This is a genomic window from Rhodococcus sp. MT28, from assembly GCF_058792695.1.
Genome location: NZ_JBXAFD010000002.1, coordinates 699,304 through 721,508 on the forward strand (window position 1 = coordinate 699,304; position 22,205 = coordinate 721,508).

Below are 22,205 nucleotides of genomic sequence, written 5' to 3' on the forward strand. Positions count from 1 at the left end.
GCATCATGAGTTTTGTACTACCGGAAACGACGCTCGGAGTGGTGGCCCATGCGGCAGGTGACCTGCGGGTCGAGCATGTTGCGTTGACTGCGCCGACCGCCGAGCAGGCAGTGATCGAGATCGCTTACGGCGGTGTGTGTGGATCAGATCTGCACTACTGGACGCACGGCGCGGCGGGGGAGTCGATTCTGAAGGCACCGATGCTGCTCGGTCACGAGGTGGTCGGCACGGTCGTGACGGCCGCGGCGGACGGAACGGGGCCGGCAGTTGGAACTTCCGTGGCCGTACACCCCGCAACGCCCGGTGGGACCGCGCCTCGGTTCCCGAGCGATCGGCCCAACCTCTCGCCCTGCTGCACATACCTGGGAAGTGCAGCGCAGTACCCACACACCGAGGGCGCCTTCGTGAAATACGCAGTGCTCCCGACACGCATGCTCCGGGAACTGCCCGAGGGGTTGGACCTGCGGACTGCGTCGGTAGCCGAACCGGCAAGCGTTGCCTGGCACGCTGTTTCGCGAGCGGGAGACGTACGCGGGAAGAAGGCGCTGGTCGTCGGCTGCGGACCCATCGGCGCACTGGTCGTGGCTGTGCTCAGACGAGCAGGCGCGCAGTCGATCACCGCGGTCGACGTGCACGACGTTCCGCTGCAGATCGCGTCGACGCTCGGTGCGGATCGGGTTCTCGAGGCCACCGACGCCGAGGCAGTCGCCGCATCCGATGCCGACGTGGTCGTCGAGTGCACCGGCAATCATCGCGGGCTCGAATCCGCTATTCGCGGGGCGACGCGCGGTGGACGGGTGGTCATGCTCGGGCTTCTTCCGTCCGGACCTCAACCGGTACACATTTCGCTGGCGATCACGCGAGAGTTGGAGTTGGTGGGCTCATTCCGCTTCAACGACGAAATCGACGAGGTGCTGCTCGCCCTCGCCGACGGTTCGCTTGCTGTCGATGCTGTTCTCACACACGAATATCCGGTCGAGGAAGCTCTGGAAGCCTTCGCAGTCGCCAAGGATGCTTCGGTGTCGGGGAAGGTGCTGTTGCGGTTCTGAGTCCTTCGACCCTGTGCGCCTTTATTAACCGCGGGCGGTTAATAAAGGCGCACAGCAGGTTATTCGACCACCAGGCCCTTGGCTTCCAGCAGGGCAGTCAGATTGCTCACCTCGAGTGGGGTCTCGCCCCGCTTGTAACGCTCGATGTACCCGGCTTCGGCTTCGTCACGGGCACGCGAGAGTTCGATTGCCTCGGCAACCTCCTCGCGGCGGACCACGACAACGCCGTCGCAGTCACCCTTGACGACGTCACCGGGATAAATGATCTGTTCTCCGAAGACCAGGGGATGGTTGATCGGGCCGAGAGATTCCTTGACGGTTCCCTCGATGTACACGTGCTTGGAGAAGACGGGGAATCCGAGTTCGCGGATCTCCCGGGTATCGCGCACTCCGCCGTCGGTGACCAGTGCGGTAATGCCGCGCGCAACACAGGCATTGGCCAGAACATCGCCGAACTGGCCGGCGGCTTGATCACCTGAAGAGACGATCAGGACGTCACCCGGCTGTGCGTAGCTGATCGCAACCTGCAGCATGAGGTTGTCGCGGGGATGGCACTTGACTGTGAAAGCGGAGCCGCAGAACTTCATGTCGCGGTCGATCGGCTTGATCGCCGGATGCAGCGAGCCCTTACGTCCCTGTGCCTCGTGAATCGTGGCCGCGGAGAACGTCCCCAGTTCGGCAATCAGGTCCTTGTCCGCGCGATCAATTTTCGTCTTGACGTGAATCATCTTGTACTCCAGAAAGTATGAAAGATCAGGAAAGGCGTTCGACTGCCGCGGCGATCTGTGCCGCGGCCTTTTCGAGGACAGCCTCGGAGGTGGCGAAGGAGATACGGAAGTACGGCGATGCGCCGTAAGCCGAACCCTGAATGGTGGCAACCGACGCCTCGTCGAGGAGATAGAGGACGAGATCCTGGTCGGACTCGATCACGGTGCCATCCGGGGTCTGCTTGCCGATCAAGCCGGCACAGTTGACGAACAGGTAGAACGCACCCTGCGGCACGACGGGCTCGAGCCCGGGGACAACACTGAGGAGGTGAGCCGAGAGGTCGCGTCGTCGTCGGTAACTTCGTACGGATTCGGTGAGGAAACTCTGGTCGCCGGTGAGGGCTTCCACGGCTGCGGCCTGGCTGATCGAGGACGGGCAGGAAGAACTCTGACCCTGCAGTTTGTTGACGGCGCCGATCAATCCGGAATTTCCGAGTCCGTATCCGAGTCGCCACCCGGTCATGGCATGAGACTTGGAGACTCCGTTGGTGACCAGTACCTGATCACGGAGGTGCGGAGCGACCTGCAGCAGACTCGGGATCGGAGCGTCGCCGAAGTTGATCTCGTCGTAGATCTCGTCGACCAACACACTGACATGGGGATTGGCCTCGATCACTTCGGCGAGGGCCTGCAGCTGCTCGCGGGTGTACACAGATCCGGTGGGGTTGCCCGGGGCATTGAGGATGACCCACTTGGTGTTCGAAGTGATTGCAGCGGATAGTGCTTCGGCTGTGAGAAGAAAGTTGTCGGACTCCTCGCACTGAACGATCACCGGAGTTCCGTCGTGAGCGAGGACCATATCCGGGTACGAAACCCAGTAAGGGGCGGGAACGATAACCTCGACGCCGGCTTCGACCGTCGCCATGAGAGCGAGGAAGATGACCTGTTTCGCGCCGCCGCCGACGGTGATCTGGTTGTCCGCGTACTGGATTCCGGTTCGCGAAGCCGCGCGTGCTGCGATTGCCTCGCGTAGAGCCGGGATGCCGTTGACTGCGGTGTACTTGGTCTGACCCGTGTTGATCGCAGTGATCGCCGCAGACTTGATGTTGTCGGGTGTGTCGAAATCGGGCTCCCCGACGGTCAGGTCGAGTATTTCACGGCCCTGGGCCTTCAGCTCGCGCACTCGTTGTGCGGCAGCCACACTCGGCGACTCCCTGATTCTGTCGACGCGCGCAGCCGGAACGAAAGTCGCCATGATGGTCTGCTCCTGGGTCCGGGGTGAGCGTGGATTCCCGTCGTCGACGAGCCACAGTTCTCACTCGGTGATCCGTTCGACCATAGGGTCCTACCAGGGCATCTGACCAAGACCGAACCGTTGTGGCCCGATAAGCAAACGTGATGGAGCGGCGACGGAATCAGACCGACAGAACGCGCAGATCCTCGAGACCGTCCACGACGGGAACTCTCCACGACGCAAGCTCTTCCGGTCCCTGCGCGTCCCACAGTTCGAACAGTTCCGAATCGGTCGATGCGATGGTGCGCTCCACCATTTCGATCAGCCAGGTGAGCCGCTCGCTGGTCAGGGCCGCGGTGAAGGAATCGAGATCGAGGTCTTGGGTGGCGGGGTCGCGCTTGCGATCGGCGCGCACGATCAGTACCAATTCGAGCAAGGCGACGGCGATTTGGCCGCCGTCCACCTCTAGGTAGTCGTCCTCGAATGCCCACTCCACCGATTCGAAGGTGAAGTCACCGTGTCCGATGGACGCGATCAAATCCCCTGCACCGTCGTTCTCGAACGGTCCCGATCCCCACGCGCCCACTGTCTACTCTTTTCCGATTGCCGTCTCAGCGCGCTTCGAGCGCGATCTTCGCTCCGAATCCTAGAAGAACTGTTCCGGTTATGCGCTCGAGTGCCTGTTGCACTCGGGGCTTCTCGAAGGTGCTACGCGCTCGCGAGAGAAGGACCACGTAGCCACTGAGCCACACGATGGTGATGGCTGCGTGGATGAGCACCAGCAATGCAAGCGACGGTCCCGTCGGCCACCCGGCCGGAACCAACTGCGGCAACAGTCCGGTGTAGAAGACGGCGATCTTGGGGTTGAGCAGGTTGGTGGTGAAGCCCGTCTTCCATGTCCCGGCCTTCTGCGATCGTGGAGCGTCGGCATTGTGTTGCATCCGCGACGTCCGGCTCTCCCACAGTGCTCGCACACCGAGATAGATCAGGTAAGCCGCGCCGGCGAGCTTGACCACCGTGTACGCCTCGGCCGACGCGGCGAGGATCGCCGACAGCCCGAGGACGGTCAACAGACCCCACACCAGAAGGCCCGAGACGATGCCGGCAGCTACCCGGAAACCGGCGGATCTGCCCGCGCCGAGAGCAGCCTGCGTCACGACGGCCATGTCGGGCCCGGGGACCAGAGTCAGTAGGGCGAGCACAGCTGTGGCGGCGAGCAGAGCGGTCAGCATGCAACAAGTATGAAGTCGGGGTGGGGAGCATTGTCGGCCGGTGGTGTCGTGCCTGTGAACAAAGAGTGGCGCGGCGGTGTGAACTGCATGGACACGCCCGGAAACCGGCGTCTCGCGAGCCCTGTTCGACAAAGTTATGCACACTGTGGGGAAACGAATCGTTGCAGGTAGAAGGAATAACTATGTTGTAATTCATCCTTTTGTCCACAGGTTATGCACAACTGGGAAGCGGATGTGAATGAAGTTATCCACACCTGTGTGTGCATCGGTGGAGAACTGTCCAACTCCATTGGATACCCGCGAGTAATAAATCCCAACCAGTGGGTTGACCCCGGGACGTTCGTCCTGTCCAATCGAGGGTCAGCGGTAGTCGTGCGATGCTCAGGGGGCGCTTGACGGATGCGGAGATTTGGGTTTGTCGGGATTGTGTTGGTCGTGCTCGCGCTTGTCGTGGGCGGAGTGGCGTATGCCGAACCGGCACCTGAAAACCCACCAGGAGATTCGGCCGGTCAGACCGGGGCTCACATCAATCGCATAGAGCAGTTGTCGCCCACACGCAGTGCCGTGTTCGTCGAGTCGCCGGCCATGCGGCGCGAGGTGCAAGTGCAGGTTCTGCATCCAGCGTCGAGTGCCGGTTCGCGTCCGTCCTTCTACCTACTCGACGGAGTCAGTGCCGGTTCGGAATCCGGATACTCCGAGAGCACCTGGACCCAGAAGACCGACATCGAAACGTTTTTCGCTGACAAGAACGTCAACGTCGTTCTCCCCGTGGGCGGCACCGGCAGTTTCTACACCAACTGGAAGAACGACGATCCGAACCTCGGTGTGAACAAGTGGGAATCGTTTCTCGCAGAAGAACTTCCGACGTTGATCGATTCTGCGTTTTCCGGAAATGGGACGAACGTGGTCGGCGGGGTGTCCATGGGTGCGCTCGGCGCGGCCAACCTCATCACACATCACCCGAAGCTCTACACCGGATTGGCCTCGTACAGTGGCTGTCTCGACAACTCCGAATCGTCCTCGCAGGACTCCGTACGGCTCACCGTGGCCAGCAAGGCGGGCGACGCCACCAACATGTGGGGCCCGGCGTCGGACCCCGACTGGCAAAAGCACGACCCGTCCACCAACGCGGAAACGCTGCGTGGGAAGACGATCTACGTGTCCTCCGGTACAGGTGCGCCCGGAGAATACGACAACGTCTTCACCCCGAGTGGACTGCAGACTGCCATCGAAGGCGGACCGCTCGAGGCGCTCGCTAATACGTGCACACAACTGTTCGAAGCGAGGTTGGGGGAGTTGTCGATTCCCGCAGTGTTCGCGTATCGGAACGACGGCACCCATTCGTGGCCGTACTGGCAAGACGCGCTTCACGATTCCTGGCCGACGGTGAAGACGGCGCTGGGAATGTGAGCTGAGAACTACTCGGCCAGTGCCAGTTCGAGCAATTGGAGGGCGCCGTCACGGGTCTGCGCAGCCGCGATGAACCCGGCCTTGTGGCAGAAGACCGAACTGTCGACGCCCGTCTGGGCGGCAAGATCCGAGCCGTTCAGGCCGCGCCACGGCTCCGGCAACAGCTTTCGTGAACCGAACTTGGAGTCAGCAGGCTTGACCGTCTGAATCGACCAGCCGCCGTTGGTGTTCGGGAAGATGGTGAACAGCAGCTCTGGCTGGGCCGACGCGGCGCGGCCGTGGGGAACGAAGCGTTCCAGCACGACGAAGCGCGGATCCGTTGCTTTTTCGTAGGTCTCGGTGAACTCGCGCTCGGCCGCCGCGTCGCCGGCATACTTGGCGCGCAGGCGAATCAAGACCTGGGTTGCGAGAACGACGGCCAGCTCGAACTGGGTGTCGAACTCCTCGTCGGTGGACGAGATCGGATTGAAAAGGTCCAGCACGGACGACAGATCAAAAGGCTTGGTGCCGTAGTCGTTGAGGGTGTAGATCTCTTGGCCGTTGTCGACGGCGTCGATGCCCTCGACCAGTCGGCTGTCGATACGGCGGAACACGGAGGCGTCGCCTTCACAGAACTGCAGGCCGTATTCTTGCCAGAGCAGACCGAAGGCGGAGTACAGGATGCCGTTGCTGCGCTCGCCGGCATCACGCTGGTGATGGTCGAAGCGCCCCTCGGCCGGGTTGTAGCGACCGCCGACGTCGAGCACGATGTCCGCGCTGCCCAGGACGGACTCGTCACGGCTGCGAACGACGGTGGCGTCGGGGTACAGCTGCTTGAGCAGCGATACGCCGAAGACGTCGTCTGCATGGAACTTGCCGTTATGGGTCGCGATGATCACCCGTCGAGACTAGGCAATCGAGCGCGGGGATGCCTAGTCAGCCGATGGTGCGGATGCGGTCGGTGGCAGGTGGCGAGACCGGTGACCCGGCTGCGAACAGGGCGGTCAAGGCGTCGAGGTCGTTGCCCGCACCGGTCATCTGGGTGGAGTTCTTCAGTGCGGTGAAACCGTCCCCGCCCTCGGCGAGGAACTTGTTCACCACGACGCTGTAGACGCCGTCGGGGGCGATGTCCTGCCCGTTCAAGCGCATTTCCGAGATTCGCGAGCCCGGCGCTGCTCGCCGGTCCAGAGCGTAGGTGAAGCCCGCGGACGGGGAGAGGATGCGCTCGGTAGCGGTGCCGTCGAGGTCGATCTGGAATTGCTGTTCGAGAGCGTCCTTCAACACCGCTCCTGTGACGGAGAGCACCTCGAGGCTGTTACCGAAGGGTTGAACACCGTAGGCCTGGCGGTAGGTGACCTGGCCGGAAGTGCCGAAGTCCAAGTCCTCGCGCATGCCGCCGGGGTTCGTCAACGCTAGTTGGGCGCCTCGTGTCGATCCGGCGGCGAGTTGAGCGTCGGCGACCAGGTTGCCGAGTGTCGATTCGCCGCTGGGGACGCGGTCGCGTGTCAGATCGGCGGTAATGGTCCCCACCGGCCGCTGAGCGCTGTCCGACGCCTCCGACCAGGCCCGGTCGGCGAGAGCCTGAATATCGGGATCCGGCGAAATATCGTGTGTCACTATCTGATTGAACGCGGACGTCTGATCGCGAACGACCTCGCGTGTGTTGCGATCGATGGTGACGTCTGCGACGGACACGATCCGGCCGTGCGAAGCGCCCTGCATCACGACTCTGGGATTGCCTGCGGGATCAGGGAATTCGCAGTTGTACTGCTGGTGGCTGTCGGCGGTGAAGATGACGTCCACCTTCGGTGACGCACGAAGGGCGATGTCGCGGGCCGGCCCGGACTCGACGTTGCAGTCGTTGGGCCCACCTTCGACGGCCGGTTCGTCCCCACGGTGCAGGAGGACGGTGATGGCTTTGACGCCGAAGAAGTCGAGGACGTCGGCGGTGCGGTTGATCGCTTCGACCTCGTCGCCGAACTGCAGATCGGCGATCCCACCCGGTGTCACGATCTGCGACGTGTTGGCGGGGGAAATCGCGATGACTCCGAGCGGAATGCCGTCGACCATGTTCACGGTGAAGGGCAGCGTGGCCGGGGTGCCGTTGGTGTACGTCATGTTCGCGGCCATCAGAGGGAAGTTGGCGCCGCCGAAGGACGGACTGAACGTGCATGCATCGACGGCGGAGCAACCGCCGGACTGCATGCGACGGAACTCGGCGAGCCCTTTGTCCAGTTCGTGGTTGCCGATCGCGGAAGCGTCGATCTTCATCCGGTTCAGGAGTTCGACCGTCGGTTCGTCGTTGAACATCGCCGACTCGAGCGCCGACGATCCCCAGTTGTCACCGACCGAATACAGCAGCGAGTTGGTGGCCTGGCTGCGAAGTTGCGTCACGTAGGCCGCGAGATACGCCGCGCCACCTGCGGGAGTGAGCGAGCCGTCGGCCTGCCTGATCTCGCTGCGAACACCTTCCGGCGGGCGGAGACTGCCGTGCAGATCGTTGAACGCCAACAGACGTACCGACACCGTGTCCTGGGACTCTGCGTTGGCGACGCCACTCAGGGAGGTCGCGGTGGTGGCGAGAAGGGTCGTTGCGAGCACGGCACACGTTCGTGTCATGCGTCGCGTCATGCGTCGTGCTCCCTCACTCGGACCGGCCTCGAACCTCCCTGAGTGTGCCCGTCTGCCGAAACGAATTCCAGTCCTCGGCGTAACAGTTATGTATCGAGTGTCACGCGGTGACGCCGATGCCCGCGGCCTGCTTCGCGACGTCGGTGTCAGCGAAAGCGAGGAATGCGTCGTTCTCGTGTGGATCGCCGATGGTCATCCGGACGCCCTCGACGCCGTACTGGCGGATCAGAATGCCCGCTTCGGTACTCGCCTCGGCAAAAGCGGGAGAGAGTTCTCCGAGGGGGAGATAGACGAAGTTCGCCGACGACTCGGGGACGGTGTACCCGGCTTCGATCAGAGCGGTTCGAACTCGCGTCCGCTCGGCGATGACACCTTCGGTGCGGGCAAGCAGTTCGTCTGCTGCAGCCAGGGAAGCGATTGCGGCGGCCTGCGCGACAGCGCTCACGGTGAACGGGGTGTGCACCTTGCCGAGGGCCACGATGATCTCCGGATCCGCGACCGCGTAACCCACGCGGATTCCCGCGAGGCCGTACGCCTTCGAGAAGGTGCGCAGAACAACCACGTTGGGGCGGCTGCGGAACAGCTCGATGCCGTCGGCGTCCGAGCGTGAGTATTCGAAGTACGCCTCGTCGAGTGCGACGACGACGTGCGCCGGAACCGCGTCGAGGAAGCTCTCGAGCTCTGCCTTCGACAGTGCATTGCCGGTCGGGTTGTTGGGGTTGCATACGAAGATCAACCGCGTGCGATCCGTGATCGCGGCCAGCATCGCGTCGAGGTCGTGGCCGAAGTCCTCGGTCAGCGGAACCTTGACCGAGACGGCGTGGCCGACCTGAGTGACCACGGGGTAGGCCTCGAACGAACGCCACGCGTAGATGACCTCGTCACCCTGATCGCACGTGATCTGCACGAGTTCCTGGCACAGCGTCACGGAGCCGCAACCAGCGGCGACGTTGGCCGGCTCGACTTTCAAGAAGCTGGCCAGCGTCTCGATGAGTGCAACCGCGGCATTGTCCGGGTAGCGGTTGGCATTGGCGACCGCGTCGGCGACGGCGTCACGCACACCGGGCAACGGCCCTACTGTCGTTTCGTTGCTCGCCAGCTTGATCGCACCCGGAAAATTGCGTCCGGGAACGTAGGCGGGGATGGAGGCGAGGTCAGGGCGAATGTGTGCGGTCACGAGTCGATTATGCGCGCACTGATTTGGTGCGTAGCGGCCGTCTGCGTGTCAGAGTTAGAAGATGTCGGAAATCTTCCGAGCCACCGCGTATCTGCGCGGAGCCGAAGGGGAGGTCGCCACGGCTGTTCCGCTGACCGTGGTGGAGCCGGACGGCCCGACGCGGGGCGGGATCGTCGTCCTGCATGAAGCCCGGAAGTTCAGCCCGGCTCTGCTGAATCTGATGTGCGCGCTTGCCGGCGAAGGGTGGGTGAGCGTCGCACCTCACCTGTTTCACCGCGAACCCGAACACATGCAGGGTGAGGTGTTCGGTGACAACCTCTTCGCCGACTTCGACGCGACCCTCGATTGGCTCGTCGGACGCGAAGTTCTCGCAGACACCATCGGGGTGCTCGGATTCGACGACGCCGGTACCGCCGCGATGCTCGTGGCCACCAGCCGTCCGGTCGGCGCCGCGGTGAGCGTCGCCGCCCGGGGAATCGTCGAAGCCTTGTCGGTGGATGCTCAGGCGCTTGTCGACGCGGCCACTTCCCTGCAGGCGCCGTGGCTGGCGCTGTACGGCGAGGACGATCCCAGCACGCCTCGCGAACACGTGACTCTGCTCCGGGAAGCGACCGCGAAGGCCGACGTCGCGACACTGGTGGTCAGCTACGCCGGACTGGCTCACCGGGCGGACGAGCCGCCACAGCTGTCCGAGGACGCTGACCTCGACGACCCTGATTCGGCCTCGATCATCGAAGCTCAGACCCGGATCTTCGACTGGTTCGACAGCCACCTGCGGTAAGTCCACAAAACAGTCCGCTGACCACACGTTTTGCCTTTGGTGGCGAAGGGTGTGTAATCTTTCGATCCGGCGGTCCGAAAGGATCGGAACCCCCAGGGAGGCGTGCCAGAGCGGCCGAATGGGACTCACTGCTAATGAGTTGTCCCTTTTACGAGGGACCGGAGGTTCAAATCCTCTCGCCTCCGCCAAGCCGGTGATTTTGACCGGCGGGTTAGAAATGATAGAAATTACGACGGTAAGACACGCAAGACCAGCAAGACAACAGAACATGCGCCCGTAGCTCAACGGATAGAGCACTTGACTACGGATCAAGAGGTTAGGGGTTCGAATCCCTTCGGGCGCACAAGAAAGAAGGTCACAGACTTGAGGTCTGTGACCTTCTTTTTGTTGTGGTGCATACGCAATTCTTGAATGTGTGTGAGGTCACCTCGGCGATTTCGGGCGGTGATCCTCGCGATCGTGGGAACCGACAACCGATCCCCGCGACCTATGCTTTCTGCGGAGCAGCCACGCGAACCGAGGAGAACCCGTTGGAGACCGTCGACAGTCGGACGCTCCCGGTCTACTCGGCGGGGGCGGTCGAGGTGCCCTTTGTCATTGCGGGCATGGACGAACTTGTCTCCCGCGAGACCCGGTGGGATGCGCACTCGCACCCGACTCACGAATTGTTGTGGAACGAGCGGGGAGCGTCGAGCGCCACGGTGGGATCGCGCACGTGGACCATTACGCCGACCGTCGGTCTGTGGATGCCCGCCGGCGTCCTGCACTCGGCGATCGCGCCGGCCGGCACCTGGTATCGGGCCGCTCAGCTCGACATCGCGTCAGTTCCTTCTCTGTCCGACGTGCCGGTGGCGATCGAGGTCACTCCGCTGCTGCGGAACCTCCTCGAGCGACTGGCAGACGATTCACTCGGAACCTCTTCACGCTCGCTCACGGAGCAGATGGTGATCGACGTGCTGGCACCGTCGCCGAACGAGTTGCTGGTGCTGGTGCCGGACTCGCCACTTCTGCAACCCATCGTCGATGCGATCGGTGACGATCCGAGTGACATGCGAACGCTGTCCGACTGGGCAAGGCTCCTCGGTGTCAGCCCGCGAACCATCACCCGGGTATTTCGGTCGGAGACCGGGATGAGTTTCGGGCAGTGGGTCTCGGCTGTGCGCGCCCAACGAGCGGTGACCCTTCTTGCCCACGGCTTGGATCTACAAGAGGTTGCCGAGCGTGTGGGCTACCACTCGACCAGCGCATTCGGGGCGGCATTCCGGCGCACTACCGGCGCTACACCAGGGATGTTCCGGGCTAGCTGATCGGCCATCACACCTTGTCTCGATCGCTACACGGGGTGTCCCAAACACGCGATTGCGCCACATTGCCCTCCCGTATACGGTTTAGGCAAACCTCACCTAAGTGCCTGATTGAGCCGGGTTGAGGGCCGTACCCCTTCTCGAGAGAGTTCTGTTTTCATGCGTTCAAAACGCTTCTTGGCGGTGGCCGCAGCAGCGGTCGCAGTCGCCCTCGGCATGACAGCTTGCAGTTCCGACTCCTCGGAGACCGCCGACGGCGGCAGCGCCGGAAGCGGATCCAGCTCCTTCCCTGTCACGATCGAGCACGCTTTCGGAACTACGACGATCGACGCCAAGCCGGAGCGAGTTGCCGCCGTTGCCTGGGCCAATCACGAAGTGCCCCTTGCTCTCGGCGTGGTTCCCGTCGGAATGGCAGCGGCGACTTTCGGTGACGACAACGGCAACGGAATGCTGCCGTGGGTCGAGGAAAAGCTCGACGACCTTGGCGCGAAGCCGCCGGTGCTCTTCGACGAGACCGACGGCATCGACTTCGAAGCCGTCTCCGATACGAACCCTGACGTCATTCTTGCCGCATACTCCGGATTGACGCAGGAGGACTACGACACTCTCAGTGAGATCGCTCCGGTTGTGGCGTATCCTGAGGGGCCGTGGGCGACGTCGTGGCGTGACGTCATCAAGTTCAACAGCATGGGCCTCGGCATGGAATCCGAAGGGCAGGAACTGATCTCCACCATCGAGAAGGAGATCGCCGACGAGGTTGCCGCGCATCCGCAGCTTGCAGGCAAGGCAACCATGTTCCTGACGCACGTCGACACCGCTGATCTGAGCCAGGTCAGCTTCTACACGGCGAACGACACGCGCGCCGCGTTCTTCGAGGACCTCGGACTTTCGACGCCGAAGAGCGTTGCCGACGCCTCGACGGGTGGTGAGTTCTCGAAGAAGGTCAGTGCGGAGCGTGTGGACGTCTTCGACGACGTCGAACTGATCGTCACCTACGGTGACCAGGCACTTGTCGACGCACTCAAGGCTGACCCGCTGCTCTCGCAGATGCCTGCCGTCGCCAACAACGCGATCGTGTTCCTCAATGGAACCGGGCCGATGGGAACGGCGGCCAACCCGACTCCACTCGCGATTTCGTGGGTACTCGGCGACTACGTCGATCTGCTCGCCGGGGCCGCTGGAAAGTCGGAGTGACTGTAACCTCGCAGGATTCGACGTCGGGCGCTCGCGATACGCGGCGCCCGACGTTCGGCAATTCGCTGTGGCTGATCGCCCTTCTCGTGGTCCTCGCGGTGCTCATGTGCGCCTCGATCGTCATCGGCTCTCGTGAGGTCGATTGGTCCGACATCGTTGCCGCACTTGGCGGTTCCACCGACAATATCGGTCAGGGTGCGATTGCCAAGCGCATTCCGCGGACGGTGCTCGCGATCGTCGTGGGTGCTGCGCTCGGTCTTGCCGGCGCGGTGATGCAGGGGATTACCCGAAACCCTTTGGCGGATCCCGGAATCCTGGGCGTCAACATGGGCGCTTCGCTCGCCGTGGTGATCGGAATGGCGTGGTTCGGATTGTGGACCCAGACCAGCATGATCTGGGTGGCCGTACTCGGTGCAGCCGGGGCGGCATTGTTCGTCTACGTGGTCGGGTCACTCGGGCGAGGTGGAGCCACGCCACTCAAGTTGGCTCTTGCCGGGGCCGCAACATCGGCTGCGTTTGCTTCGTTCATCACTGCGATCATGCTGCCGCGAAACGATATTGCGGGCAACATTCGTTCGTGGCAGATCGGCGGCGTCGGTGGCGCGAGTTTCGAGGTGATCCGGCAGGGTCTGCCTTTCCTCATTGTCGGCTGCGTGATCTGTCTGCTGTCAGCGCGCAGTCTCAACTCTCTTGCGCTCGGCGACGAGGTTGCATCAGGTCTCGGCGAACGCGTCGCGGTGGTTCGTGCAGTGGCAGCGCTCGGTGCAGTGTTGCTCTGCGGTGCGGCCACTGCCATCGCGGGACCGATCGGCTTCGTCGGTTTGGTCGTCCCGCACCTGTGCCGGTTGTTGATCGGGATTGACAACCGTTGGCTACTACCGTTTTCTGCGCTGACAGGTGCCGCCCTTCTGGTCGCCGCCGACATTCTCGGACGAATTGTCGCCCGGCCGAGCGAAATCGACGTCGGCATCATCACCGCGCTCATCGGAGCGCCCTTCTTCATTTACATAGTCCGCCGTCAGAAAATACGTGAGCTGTGACCACTACATTCGTTACTCCCGAAGTCGAGGTCGACGCAGTCGGAGCAAGCCGTATCCGACGAGGTAGACGCCGCCGCATCGTGATTGCCGTGCTGATGGTCCTCGTCGTCGCCTCCTTCGCGGTCACTCTGATGGTGGGAAAAACCTTCTACTCGCCGTCAGATGTGCTTCGGGTCGTGCTGGGGGAGAACGTGCCTGGTGCCTCGTTCACCGTCGGCCGCCTCCGGCTGCCTCGCGCTGTCCTCGCTGTGGTCGCCGGAATCTGTTTCGGCTTGGGCGGCATCACGTTCCAGACGATGCTGCGCAACCCGCTCGCGAGCCCCGACATCATCGGAATCAGCTCCGGCGCAAGCGCTGCAGCGGCTTTCGCGATCATCTCGCTTTCACTCGGCGGTTCACAGGTATCGGTTTTTGCTATCGCTGTCGGTCTGGGCGTCGCAGTCTTGATCTACGTTCTGTCTTTCCGGGACGGTGTGGCGGGCACTCGGCTCATACTGATCGGTATCGGCATCGCCGCGATGCTCGACAGCGTCACCGCCTACCTGCTCAGTACCGCCGCCGCGTGGGATCTGCAGGAGACGATGCGTTGGCTCACCGGCAGTCTCAACGGTGCCAACTGGGGTTCGACGGTTCCCGTACTCCTGGCGCTGGTCGTGCTCGGGCCGGTGCTGCTGAGCCAATCGCGCAACCTTTCGACCATCCAGCTCGGTGACGACGCAGCACAAGCGCTCGGCGTCAGAGTGGAACGAACGCGCATTCTGACGATCATTGCGGCCGTCGGACTCATCGCCTTTGCCACTGCCGCTGCGGGGCCCATCGCCTTCGTCGCATTTCTGTCCGGCCCCATTGCCGCCCGCATCGTCGGTCCGGGAACATCACTTTTGATTCCGTCGGCGCTGGTCGGAGCGCTGCTGGTGCTCGTTGCCGATTTCTGCGGACAGTACGCCTTCGGCACCCGTTACCCCGTTGGCGTGGTGACCGGCGCGCTGGGAGCGCCGTATCTCGTCTACCTCATCATTCGCTCCAACCGAACGGGAGGTTCGCTGTGACCGAATTCCATACTCTGACTGTCGAAAACCTCGAACTCGGTTACGGAGGACGGACCGTCGTCGAATCGCTCGACCTCGCGGTGCCGCCGGGAAAGATCACGACCATCGTGGGCGCCAACGCGTGCGGCAAATCGACACTGCTGCGGTCGATGTCGCGGCTACTCAGTCCCCGAAGCGGTCATGTTCTGTTGGACGGCAAGGATGTTCATCGCCTGCCCGCGAAGAAGCTCGCTCGCACGCTCGGTCTGCTGCCGCAGTCACCGATCGCACCGGAAGGGATAGTTGTCGCCGATCTCGTCGGCCGTGGTCGTCATCCACATCAGCGGGTGCTGTCGAGGTGGAGTCGCGAGGATGACGCAGCTGTCGCCGAGGCGCTTACGGCTACGGACACAACCGGATTGGCCGAACGATCGGTGGACGAGCTTTCCGGTGGTCAGCGCCAACGTGTGTGGATTGCGATGGCGCTCGCCCAACAAACCGATCTGCTTCTACTCGACGAGCCGACCACCTTCTTGGACGTGAGCCACCAGGTTGAGGTCTTGGACCTGCTCACCGACCTGAACCGGACTCGGGGTACAACGATTGTCATGGTTCTGCACGATCTCAATCTCGCCGCCCGCTACGCCGACTACCTCGTCGCCATGGCCGATCGCCGGGTCTACGCGGCGGGTGATCCTGCCGAGGTGCTCACGAGCGACAACGTCCGCACCGTGTTCGGTCTCGAGAGCCGAATCATCCCCGACCCCATGTCGGGTAAGCCGTTGGTGTTGCCGCTCGGGCGCCACCACGTGCTCGACGACGTGTCGACGTGACGGCGTCGAACGCCCCGGGCGGGCGGATCGAATCCGTGGAACAACTCAATGCGATTCTCGGACAGCCCCATCCGACGATCATGGAGAAGCAGACCGCTCACACGACTCCGTTGATCCGTGAATTCATCGAGCAGGCACGGTTTTTTGTGCTCGCGACATCCGATGCGGCCGGAAATTGCGATTGCTCGCCGCGTGGAGACCTGGTCAGTCAGGTTCTGTTTCCCGACGAGAAGACGCTCGTGCTCCCGGATCGTCCGGGCAACCGGCGCGCTGACTCGTACCGGAACATGATCGAGAATCCTCACGTGGGGATCCTCTTTCTCGCGCCCGGGCACGACGAGATCGTGCGCGTCAACGGCACGGCGACTCTGTCCACCGATCCTGATCTGTTGGATTCGATGGCGATGAACGGCAAGCCTGCACAGCTTGCGGTGATCGTGCAGATCGACGAGGCGTATCTGCATTGCGCGAGAGCAATTCTGCGGGCGAAGCTGTGGGATCCGTCGACGTGGCCTGCATCCGATGAGGTGCCGAGTCTGCGCGACATGATGGCGGAGCAACACAGCCTGCGCGTCGAGGACCTCGAACCCGCCAGACAAGAGGCGTACCGCAAGTACCTGTACTGACCTCAGTCCGTTGGCCTTTCGCAGGAGAACGGTCTCCACCGGCTGATCGTCAACTGGTGGAGACCGTCGTTCTTACTGTTCCGGGTTTACTGAAGCGAAATTGTGGCGCCACCGGAGAACATCGAGTCGTGTACCTCGATCTCCTTGGGGGTGGCACTGGTCGGGATGTCGAAGACAATGGTGGTCTTCCGTGTGATGCCGGGGTTTATGTCGCCGCCGATCGCGGTTTCGGCGTCGATATTGATCGCTGCCATCGTGTTGTTGGTGAACTCGCGACCTTCGGTGTCGATCAAGGTCTGATTGGATCCGAAGTAAGCCTGGGGCTTGTCGGAAGTGTTCGTGATCTCGACGTGAACGAGTACGAACTGACCCTCAGCTTGCTCTTGCAAGTAGGGATTGTCGCCGATCGTCGTGAGGCCGGTCTCGATACCCGTCACGACGAAACCGAACTTTCCGTCTCGCACTTCCTCGCCGATTCCGGGATTCGAAGACTTCGTTTCCTTGGGAGCTTCGGCCGGGGCAACTGCGGCCACGGAGGCACCGTTGGCCGCGGCTTGCGTGGTTGTGGGGGCCGCGGCGGATTCTTCCTTGTCTTTGTCCCCGCCGCCAGTGGCGATCGCGACAATCACGAAGAACGCCACGATGCCTCCGATGACCCATGGCCACTTCTTCTTTTTCGCCGGTGAAGGCGGCGGTTGCTGAAATCCACCGGCCGGCTGAGCGTACTGGCCCGGGAACGGCGCGCCAGACTGATCTGGATAAGGCTGTCCATAAGGTTGCTGAGCCGGTGGTTGCTGTCCGTAGGGCTGCTGGGGTTGCTGCCCGTACGGCTGCTGAGGCGGCTGGCCATATGGCTGGTTAGGGTCCTGCGGGGGTTGTGTCATGGCCGTTCCTTCACGTGGGATTGCTCACGCATTACTAGGTGAGCATTCGATACTTCTACCAGACTGACCGGTCGCAATGTGTGCAGAGTGGTCGGTTTTGTCCGACAATGATCCGTGCCTTCAATTGCCTCCTCGCTGTTCTGGATTGCGCTGATCGCGGCCATTGCGCCGATAGTCGCGGGCCTGATCCCGCGTCGACTGGTTCCCGAAGTGGTGTTGCTACTGCTCGCGGGCGCAGTGGTCGGGCCGTTCGCCCTCAACATCGCAGCTGACAGCGAAGCGATCGGCATCCTGCGCGAACTCGGCCTCGGCATGCTGTTCCTGCTCGCCGGCTACGAGATCGACCGACAGGAACTCAGTGGGCGCGGCGGACGTCGAGCGCTCTACACGTGGCTGTTCTGCCTCGCGCTGGCGTTCACGGTGGTCGCGCTGCTTGGCATGAGGAACGTGATCTCCGCCGAAGCCGCTGTTGCCATCGCGATGACGTCGACCGCTCTGGGCACGCTGCTGCCGATCCTCAAGGACAACAAACTCCTCGACACACGCTTGGGTAAGACCGTCCTCAACCACGGGGCCGTCGGCGAGCTCGGGCCGGTCGTCGCGATGGCGGTGCTGCTGAGTGCCCGTGGTGCCGTGCTGTCGCTGATCGTTCTTGCCGTCTTCGCCTTGATCGCTGTCATCGTTGCGGTGCTGCCCGGCAAGCTGATTCACGAAGGCTCGTGGACACATCGCCTGGTGCGGGCAGGGGCGGACACGACGGCGCAGACGACGGTCCGCCTCACCGTTCTGTTGTTGGTCAGCCTCGGAGTGCTGTCGGCTGTGTTCTCACTCGACGTCATTCTCGGTGCATTTGCCGCCGGCTTCATCCTGCGGCGACTGATGCCAGAGGGCGACGAGCGCCTCGAGATCAAGCTCGACGGGATCGCCTTCGGGTTCCTCATCCCGATTTTCTTCATCACTTCAGGCATGGCGATCGACGTCTCGGCGGTCGCCGCCAGTCCCGGCATACTGATTGCGTTTTTGATCCTGATCGTTGTAGTCCGCGGCGTGCCGGTGTTCTTCGTGACCAAGTTCGAGAAGGTCGAACCACCCTTCACCACGCGCGAAAGTGCGCAAGTCGCGTTGTACGGGGCTACCGGCCTGCCCATGATCGTGGCGGTCACGGGCGCGGCCGTCGACGCGCATCAGATGTCCTCGGACAACGCGTCGATTCTTGTCGCGGCCGGGGCGATCACGGTTCTGCTGTTGCCGATGATTGCCACTCTGTTGACGAAGAAAGAGAAAGTGTCCTGATTCAGAGATCCAACTGCTCGTCGAGCCAGTCGAACATCCGCTGATCAGTCAGACGACTCGCTTGCTTCGATTATCAGGGGCCGGAGAAAAAGCCGTCGTCGACGTCGATACCGGTTTCCAGCGCCGATATCTCATGGCTGCCCGTTCGGTCCGCCCACCGCAAAGGGATCCCGGTTTCCGCGTCGAACGCCACCGTGGCATCACGGCCGGCCCAATCCGGTGGCATCGCGAATTCCCACGCTCTCCGCCCGTCGACCTCTACTTCCCGCCCTGTCGTGTCGGGTGGGCGTAGGTCGGCGAAAGGTGTGTACGGCCAGGTTCTGTGTATCTGGAGAAGTTGTTCGATATGGATGTCGAGACTGTATCCGCCGTTTCGTCGTTCGAGGACCCCGTCGGTGCGGAACCACGTCTGCTTCTGTCGGTTCTGCAGAAACAGCACTCCCTGCTCGTCTTCGAGACGGATGCAGGTGCGCGGCTTGAACCAGAATTCGAGTCGCACGGAGGGACGACCGCCGGGGGGTCGCCCGCGGAACATCACCCCATGTAGCGGAATCCGTTCCGCCGCTTTGTAACGTCGCGCTACCTCGCTCCACGCAGCGGGCGACTTTCGCGGAGAAGCCTCAGATGGCACATCTGCCGAGGGGGACTGTCCTGACTTGGGGACAACGGCCACCATAAATTGGCCTTCCACGAATAGCGAGGCGGGGACTGCGACGCCGGTGATCTGCTCGGCGAGAGCAAAGGCGCCCTCCAACGCATGCTCACCTGCATAGCCTTGGGCGTCATCGTCGATTCCGATTCCGCCGACATCGAGAATCAAATCCACCATCCGATCGTCCCCGACCACCGGGCTGGATCCGAAGAGTTCGAATTCAGCCACGCGTGTGCCGTTCGACCACCAGATGAACTGGCTGTCGGCATTGACGCTGAGATAGTGCGAAGCCACCTCGCGATCGGATAGAAGGGGCCGCATCAATTCTTCCGAGATAGCGAAGGAACCGCCGTTGATCTGCATCAACAGTGTGCTGTCGTCGCCCACCGCCGCGACTGCGACTACCTGCCCAGCCCCGGCTGTCTCGGGCTGTTCAGTGAGATCGGACATCACCTCGCCGAGTTCGGCGATCCCGATTGCCTCCGATTGTGTGTTCTCGTCGGCGCCGAGGGCACTCAACACCTGTGCGGGAGTGGACCGAGGGATGAGTGCAGCGCAGTACCCGAGAGACAGGCTCGTGTTGAGGTACTGCTGAATCCACACATAGTCGTGATAGGTAGGCACACTCGCACGCTTCCACAGATCGATACCCGACGAATGCCGAACTCCATCGAGCGCACAGCAAATACGCCATCATTCGATCGTTGATTCGAGGGCCTGATTCAGAGATCCAACTGCTCGTCGAGCCAGTCGAACATCCGCTGATCCGTCAGACGCCTCGCCATGGGCTGGCAGTGGAAGTTCGCGCCCTCGGCAGCGGTGAAGGGAACCACCGTCGTCGGTCCGCCGGCGAGGGCGGCAAGCCGCTTGGATTGACCGGGCCAGAATTGCTCGCCTTCCGGATCGGTGATGAGCAGGGGAGTGGAGATCGAGCCGGCGACGTGTTCGAGGTGGTACTTCCGAACCTCGGCGAGAGTGTTGTAGTAGCCGTCGGCGAGGTACGGACGCGCTCGGAAACGCCAGATTCGGGCGCTGTCCTTGGAGAATTTCATTCCCAGCCCTATCGCCATGTCGCGGTCGAAGGCCTCCGACTTCCCCTCGTCGAGCAGCTTCTGCATGTTCTTGGGGATGTGGGCGAGCCACGACGCGGCCACGTCCACGACCCCCGGATCGGCGATCGCTGCCGCGATCCGATGCTCGAACGCCAACGACTGCGGCACCCAGTACCCGCCCTGACTGATCCCGTACATCGCCAGCTTCGACGCATCGACGTCCGGCCGGTCCACGAGATAGTCGACGACGGGCGTGATGACGGCTTCCCAGTCGTGACGGAACGGGATGTTGCGCTCGAAGAGCATCGACTGCTGACCGGGACCGTCGAACATCAACACGTTGTAGCCCCGCTCGAGCGCCCCGGCACCGCCGCTGCCCCACAGCCCGCTGATCGGGCCGTCGCTACCGTTCACCATGATCAAAGTCGGCCGTCGCACGTCCCCGGGCGGCCGGAAGAAGTACCCGGGCAGGTAGGTGTCCTCGTAAGGGATCCGGACGCGTTCGACGGGCTGGGCGGTGGTGTCGACGAAGCGGTCCCACGCCTGTCGGTGACGTTTGAAAGTGGGGACCAGAACCGAATCGTCGCTGAGACCGTCGACGGCGTTGATCGCCACACCGAAGTACGACGCCGCCCGCAGGTACGCGTTGGACGCGCTTCGCGAATGCCCGGCCTCGGCTGCCTCATCGGCCTGCCCGAATACCCGTGTGCCGAGGTCGAACCAGGCCTCGTACCAGCCTTCGAGGTCCTTCTCGCCGACGTGAGCGATGGCCGAGAGCACTTCGCCGGTATCTGCCGCGCCGAAGGTGGCTTGCCCGAGAACGACTCGTAGCTCGAAGTCGAAGGACTCGTTGCGATAGAAACCAGCAGTGAACGCCTGGTGCGGATGGGCGAAGAACGACGACGCGAGAGACATGGGCACACCTTCGCTAGTTCGGGGCAGCCATTTTCAGTTGTAGTTCCAGGATCGCCCGAATCGCTTGCCGGAAAACCTGTCAGCGCGGCGACGCCGGGAGCCCGGTGGATGGCGGCCTCGACATCGCAAATGCCAGGGTGCACAACCACAACGACATTCCCAGCACCTGCGCACGTTGAGCGATACCCAGTCCGAGATTACCGCCGCCGGAGACTTCGATGCTGTTGGTCGTCAACATCCACACCGTCGCAAGGGAAGTCAGGATCAGAATGGTCAGACCCGTCGTCCGCAAAGAAGGGTGCTCGCGATACCTGAACGCTCCCACGGTGAATGCGATCATCGCGGTGAAGATCGCGAAGACCGCCACGCTGCTCGTCAACGCGTGAACATGGTGGAGCTGCGGAAGTAGACCGTCGGGTGCGCTCGACGGGCAACCCTCGCCCGAGCATTCGAGGGGGAACGACGCGTCGGCGATGGTCGCGATGCCGAACACCGCCAGCGCAATCCAGCCCGTGACGTAGAGCCTTCGCCGGGGCGTGATCAGCAGACCCAGCGCTCCGGAGATCAACATCAAGATTGCGGACAGGACATCGGCGTTACCGAAGACATCGCGGTATTTCTGGTTCTCGGCATCGAGTTCGCTGAGGAACGATGTCACCGGGTCGAGGCCGGTGTCCAGGAAGAATTCGAGAATCCACGACGAGTAGACGATTCCGCCCAGAGCCAGCGCAGCCACCAAACCCCACCGCGCAACGTTGCGTTCCTTCACGAAATCGAGCTTACGGACCGAGCAGGGCTTTCTGGACGCGTTCGGCCGCTACCAGCGGATCTTCGTGCTCCCAGACGCGGATGACGGTCCAACCCTGCTCTGCCAGACGTGCATCGGTGTCGCGGTCTCGAACCACGTTGGCGGCCAACTTGTCCGTCCACCACTGCGCGTTGCTCTTGGGAAACGTCGCATGCTGCGGGCAGCTGTGCCAGAAGCATCCGTCCACGAACACCGCGACTTTGCGGCGTGGGAATACCAGATCGGCCCGTCGGCGAACACCTTTGACAGGCGCCCGATCCACGAAGTACCGGAGTCCGCGTCGATGCAGCTCGCGTCGAAGTGCGATTTCGGGTTTGGTGTCGCGCCGACGCTGAGCGCTCATCCGAGCGCTGGTGGCAGGATCCGTCGCAGGCAC

At 62.7% G+C, this 22,205-nt stretch carries 22 protein-coding genes and 2 tRNA genes; 12 read left to right on the forward strand and 12 right to left on the reverse strand.

Going from position 1 to position 22,205, the window contains the following annotated elements:
- Positions 1-5 precede the first annotated feature (5 nt).
- A complete protein-coding gene (locus tag AC1Q6C_RS11540; RefSeq protein ID WP_030535776.1) occupies positions 6-1,049 on the forward strand; it encodes an L-idonate 5-dehydrogenase in 1,044 nt (347 codons plus the stop codon).
- A gap of 59 nt (positions 1,050-1,108) precedes the next feature.
- On the opposite strand, the gene AC1Q6C_RS11545 is transcribed toward AC1Q6C_RS11540, so the two are convergent.
- The 4 genes from AC1Q6C_RS11545 to AC1Q6C_RS11560 form a co-directional block, all read right to left on the reverse strand.
- Positions 1,109-1,777: a 4-carboxy-4-hydroxy-2-oxoadipate aldolase/oxaloacetate decarboxylase gene (locus AC1Q6C_RS11545; protein ID WP_054827386.1), complete on the reverse strand. Its 669-nt coding sequence runs from the start codon at positions 1,775-1,777 to the stop codon at positions 1,109-1,111.
- A 25-nt stretch (positions 1,778-1,802) separates the two neighbouring features.
- Entirely contained in the window at positions 1,803-3,011 is a 1,209-nt protein-coding gene (locus AC1Q6C_RS11550) for an aspartate transaminase (protein ID WP_007731694.1), read from the reverse strand.
- A 160-nt stretch (positions 3,012-3,171) separates the two neighbouring features.
- Entirely contained in the window at positions 3,172-3,576 is a 405-nt protein-coding gene (locus AC1Q6C_RS11555; protein ID WP_065455083.1) for a DUF4259 domain-containing protein, read from the reverse strand.
- A gap of 25 nt (positions 3,577-3,601) precedes the next feature.
- Positions 3,602-4,222 carry a LysE family translocator gene (locus tag AC1Q6C_RS11560; protein WP_193595717.1) on the reverse strand — a complete coding sequence of 207 codons (621 nt, stop codon included), beginning with the start codon at positions 4,220-4,222 and terminating at the stop codon, positions 3,602-3,604.
- Between the two features lie 399 nt (positions 4,223-4,621).
- On the opposite strand from AC1Q6C_RS11560, the gene AC1Q6C_RS11565 reads away from it, so the two are divergent.
- Positions 4,622-5,632, forward strand: a complete 1,011-nt coding sequence (locus AC1Q6C_RS11565; RefSeq protein WP_054827387.1) for an alpha/beta hydrolase — start codon at positions 4,622-4,624, stop codon at positions 5,630-5,632.
- Positions 5,633-5,640: 8 nt separating this feature from the next.
- Here the strand turns inward: AC1Q6C_RS11565 and AC1Q6C_RS11570 are convergent, their stop codons facing one another.
- The 3 genes from AC1Q6C_RS11570 to hisC all read right to left on the reverse strand — a co-directional run bounded on the left by AC1Q6C_RS11570 (position 5,641) and on the right by hisC (position 9,419).
- On the reverse strand, positions 5,641-6,510 hold the full coding sequence (locus tag AC1Q6C_RS11570) for an MYG1 family protein (RefSeq protein ID WP_047271521.1): 870 nt from the start codon (positions 6,508-6,510) through the stop codon (positions 5,641-5,643).
- A gap of 37 nt (positions 6,511-6,547) precedes the next feature.
- Positions 6,548-8,242, reverse strand: coding sequence for a bifunctional metallophosphatase/5'-nucleotidase (locus tag AC1Q6C_RS11575; RefSeq protein WP_230359424.1), 1,695 nt, complete (start codon positions 8,240-8,242; stop codon positions 6,548-6,550).
- Positions 8,243-8,342: 100 nt separating this feature from the next.
- Positions 8,343-9,419, reverse strand: coding sequence for a histidinol-phosphate transaminase (gene hisC, locus AC1Q6C_RS11580; protein WP_193595715.1), 1,077 nt, complete (start codon positions 9,417-9,419; stop codon positions 8,343-8,345).
- Positions 9,420-9,480: 61 nt separating this feature from the next.
- On the opposite strand from hisC, the gene AC1Q6C_RS11585 reads away from it, so the two are divergent.
- The 9 genes from AC1Q6C_RS11585 to AC1Q6C_RS11625 all read left to right on the forward strand — a co-directional run bounded on the left by AC1Q6C_RS11585 (position 9,481) and on the right by AC1Q6C_RS11625 (position 16,225).
- A complete protein-coding gene (locus AC1Q6C_RS11585; protein WP_003943860.1) occupies positions 9,481-10,200 on the forward strand; it encodes a dienelactone hydrolase family protein in 720 nt (239 codons plus the stop codon).
- Between the two features lie 96 nt (positions 10,201-10,296).
- Positions 10,297-10,388: transfer RNA gene (locus AC1Q6C_RS11590), tRNA-Ser, on the forward strand.
- 82 nt (positions 10,389-10,470) lie between these two features.
- Positions 10,471-10,543, forward strand: a tRNA-Arg gene (locus tag AC1Q6C_RS11595).
- A gap of 46 nt (positions 10,544-10,589) precedes the next feature.
- Positions 10,590-11,507, forward strand: a complete 918-nt coding sequence (locus tag AC1Q6C_RS11600) for a helix-turn-helix domain-containing protein (protein WP_080712703.1) — start codon at positions 10,590-10,592, stop codon at positions 11,505-11,507.
- A 156-nt stretch (positions 11,508-11,663) separates the two neighbouring features.
- A complete protein-coding gene (locus AC1Q6C_RS11605) occupies positions 11,664-12,698 on the forward strand; it encodes an iron-siderophore ABC transporter substrate-binding protein (protein ID WP_218748734.1) in 1,035 nt (344 codons plus the stop codon).
- Entirely contained in the window at positions 12,695-13,738 is a 1,044-nt protein-coding gene (locus tag AC1Q6C_RS11610; RefSeq protein WP_218748735.1) for a FecCD family ABC transporter permease, read from the forward strand. The genes AC1Q6C_RS11605 and AC1Q6C_RS11610 overlap by 4 nt, the downstream gene beginning before the upstream one ends.
- Positions 13,735-14,787, forward strand: coding sequence for a FecCD family ABC transporter permease (locus AC1Q6C_RS11615; RefSeq protein WP_151097620.1), 1,053 nt, complete (start codon positions 13,735-13,737; stop codon positions 14,785-14,787). The genes AC1Q6C_RS11610 and AC1Q6C_RS11615 overlap by 4 nt, the downstream gene beginning before the upstream one ends.
- Complete coding sequence (locus tag AC1Q6C_RS11620; RefSeq protein WP_230359425.1) at positions 14,784-15,599, forward strand: ABC transporter ATP-binding protein; 816 nt, start codon at positions 14,784-14,786, stop codon at positions 15,597-15,599. The genes AC1Q6C_RS11615 and AC1Q6C_RS11620 overlap by 4 nt, the downstream gene beginning before the upstream one ends.
- Complete coding sequence (locus tag AC1Q6C_RS11625; RefSeq protein WP_007731668.1) at positions 15,596-16,225, forward strand: pyridoxamine 5'-phosphate oxidase family protein; 630 nt, start codon at positions 15,596-15,598, stop codon at positions 16,223-16,225. Before AC1Q6C_RS11620 ends, AC1Q6C_RS11625 begins: the two co-directional genes overlap by 4 nt.
- Positions 16,226-16,311: 86 nt before the next feature.
- On the opposite strand, the gene AC1Q6C_RS11630 is transcribed toward AC1Q6C_RS11625, so the two are convergent.
- Entirely contained in the window at positions 16,312-17,109 is a 798-nt protein-coding gene (locus tag AC1Q6C_RS11630; protein ID WP_063892121.1) for a DUF4352 domain-containing protein, read from the reverse strand.
- 114 nt (positions 17,110-17,223) lie between these two features.
- Here AC1Q6C_RS11630 and AC1Q6C_RS11635 point away from each other — a divergent pair, with 114 nt between their 5' ends.
- Positions 17,224-18,402: a cation:proton antiporter gene (locus tag AC1Q6C_RS11635; RefSeq protein ID WP_218681263.1), complete on the forward strand. Its 1,179-nt coding sequence runs from the start codon at positions 17,224-17,226 to the stop codon at positions 18,400-18,402.
- Between the two features lie 73 nt (positions 18,403-18,475).
- On the opposite strand, the gene AC1Q6C_RS11640 is transcribed toward AC1Q6C_RS11635, so the two are convergent.
- The 4 genes from AC1Q6C_RS11640 to AC1Q6C_RS11655 all read right to left on the reverse strand — a co-directional run bounded on the left by AC1Q6C_RS11640 (position 18,476) and on the right by AC1Q6C_RS11655 (position 22,205).
- Complete coding sequence (locus AC1Q6C_RS11640; protein WP_030535753.1) at positions 18,476-19,678, reverse strand: DUF6461 domain-containing protein; 1,203 nt, start codon at positions 19,676-19,678, stop codon at positions 18,476-18,478.
- Positions 19,679-19,776: 98 nt separating this feature from the next.
- Positions 19,777-21,021 (reverse strand): alpha/beta hydrolase family protein, encoded by a 1,245-nt coding sequence (locus tag AC1Q6C_RS11645; RefSeq protein ID WP_058227066.1) that lies wholly within the window; start codon positions 21,019-21,021, stop codon positions 19,777-19,779.
- Positions 21,022-21,100: 79 nt separating this feature from the next.
- On the reverse strand, positions 21,101-21,790 hold the full coding sequence (locus AC1Q6C_RS11650; RefSeq protein ID WP_007731663.1) for a DUF998 domain-containing protein: 690 nt from the start codon (positions 21,788-21,790) through the stop codon (positions 21,101-21,103).
- 10 nt (positions 21,791-21,800) lie between these two features.
- Positions 21,801-22,205, reverse strand: coding sequence for a very short patch repair endonuclease (locus AC1Q6C_RS11655; RefSeq protein ID WP_058227067.1), 405 nt, complete (start codon positions 22,203-22,205; stop codon positions 21,801-21,803).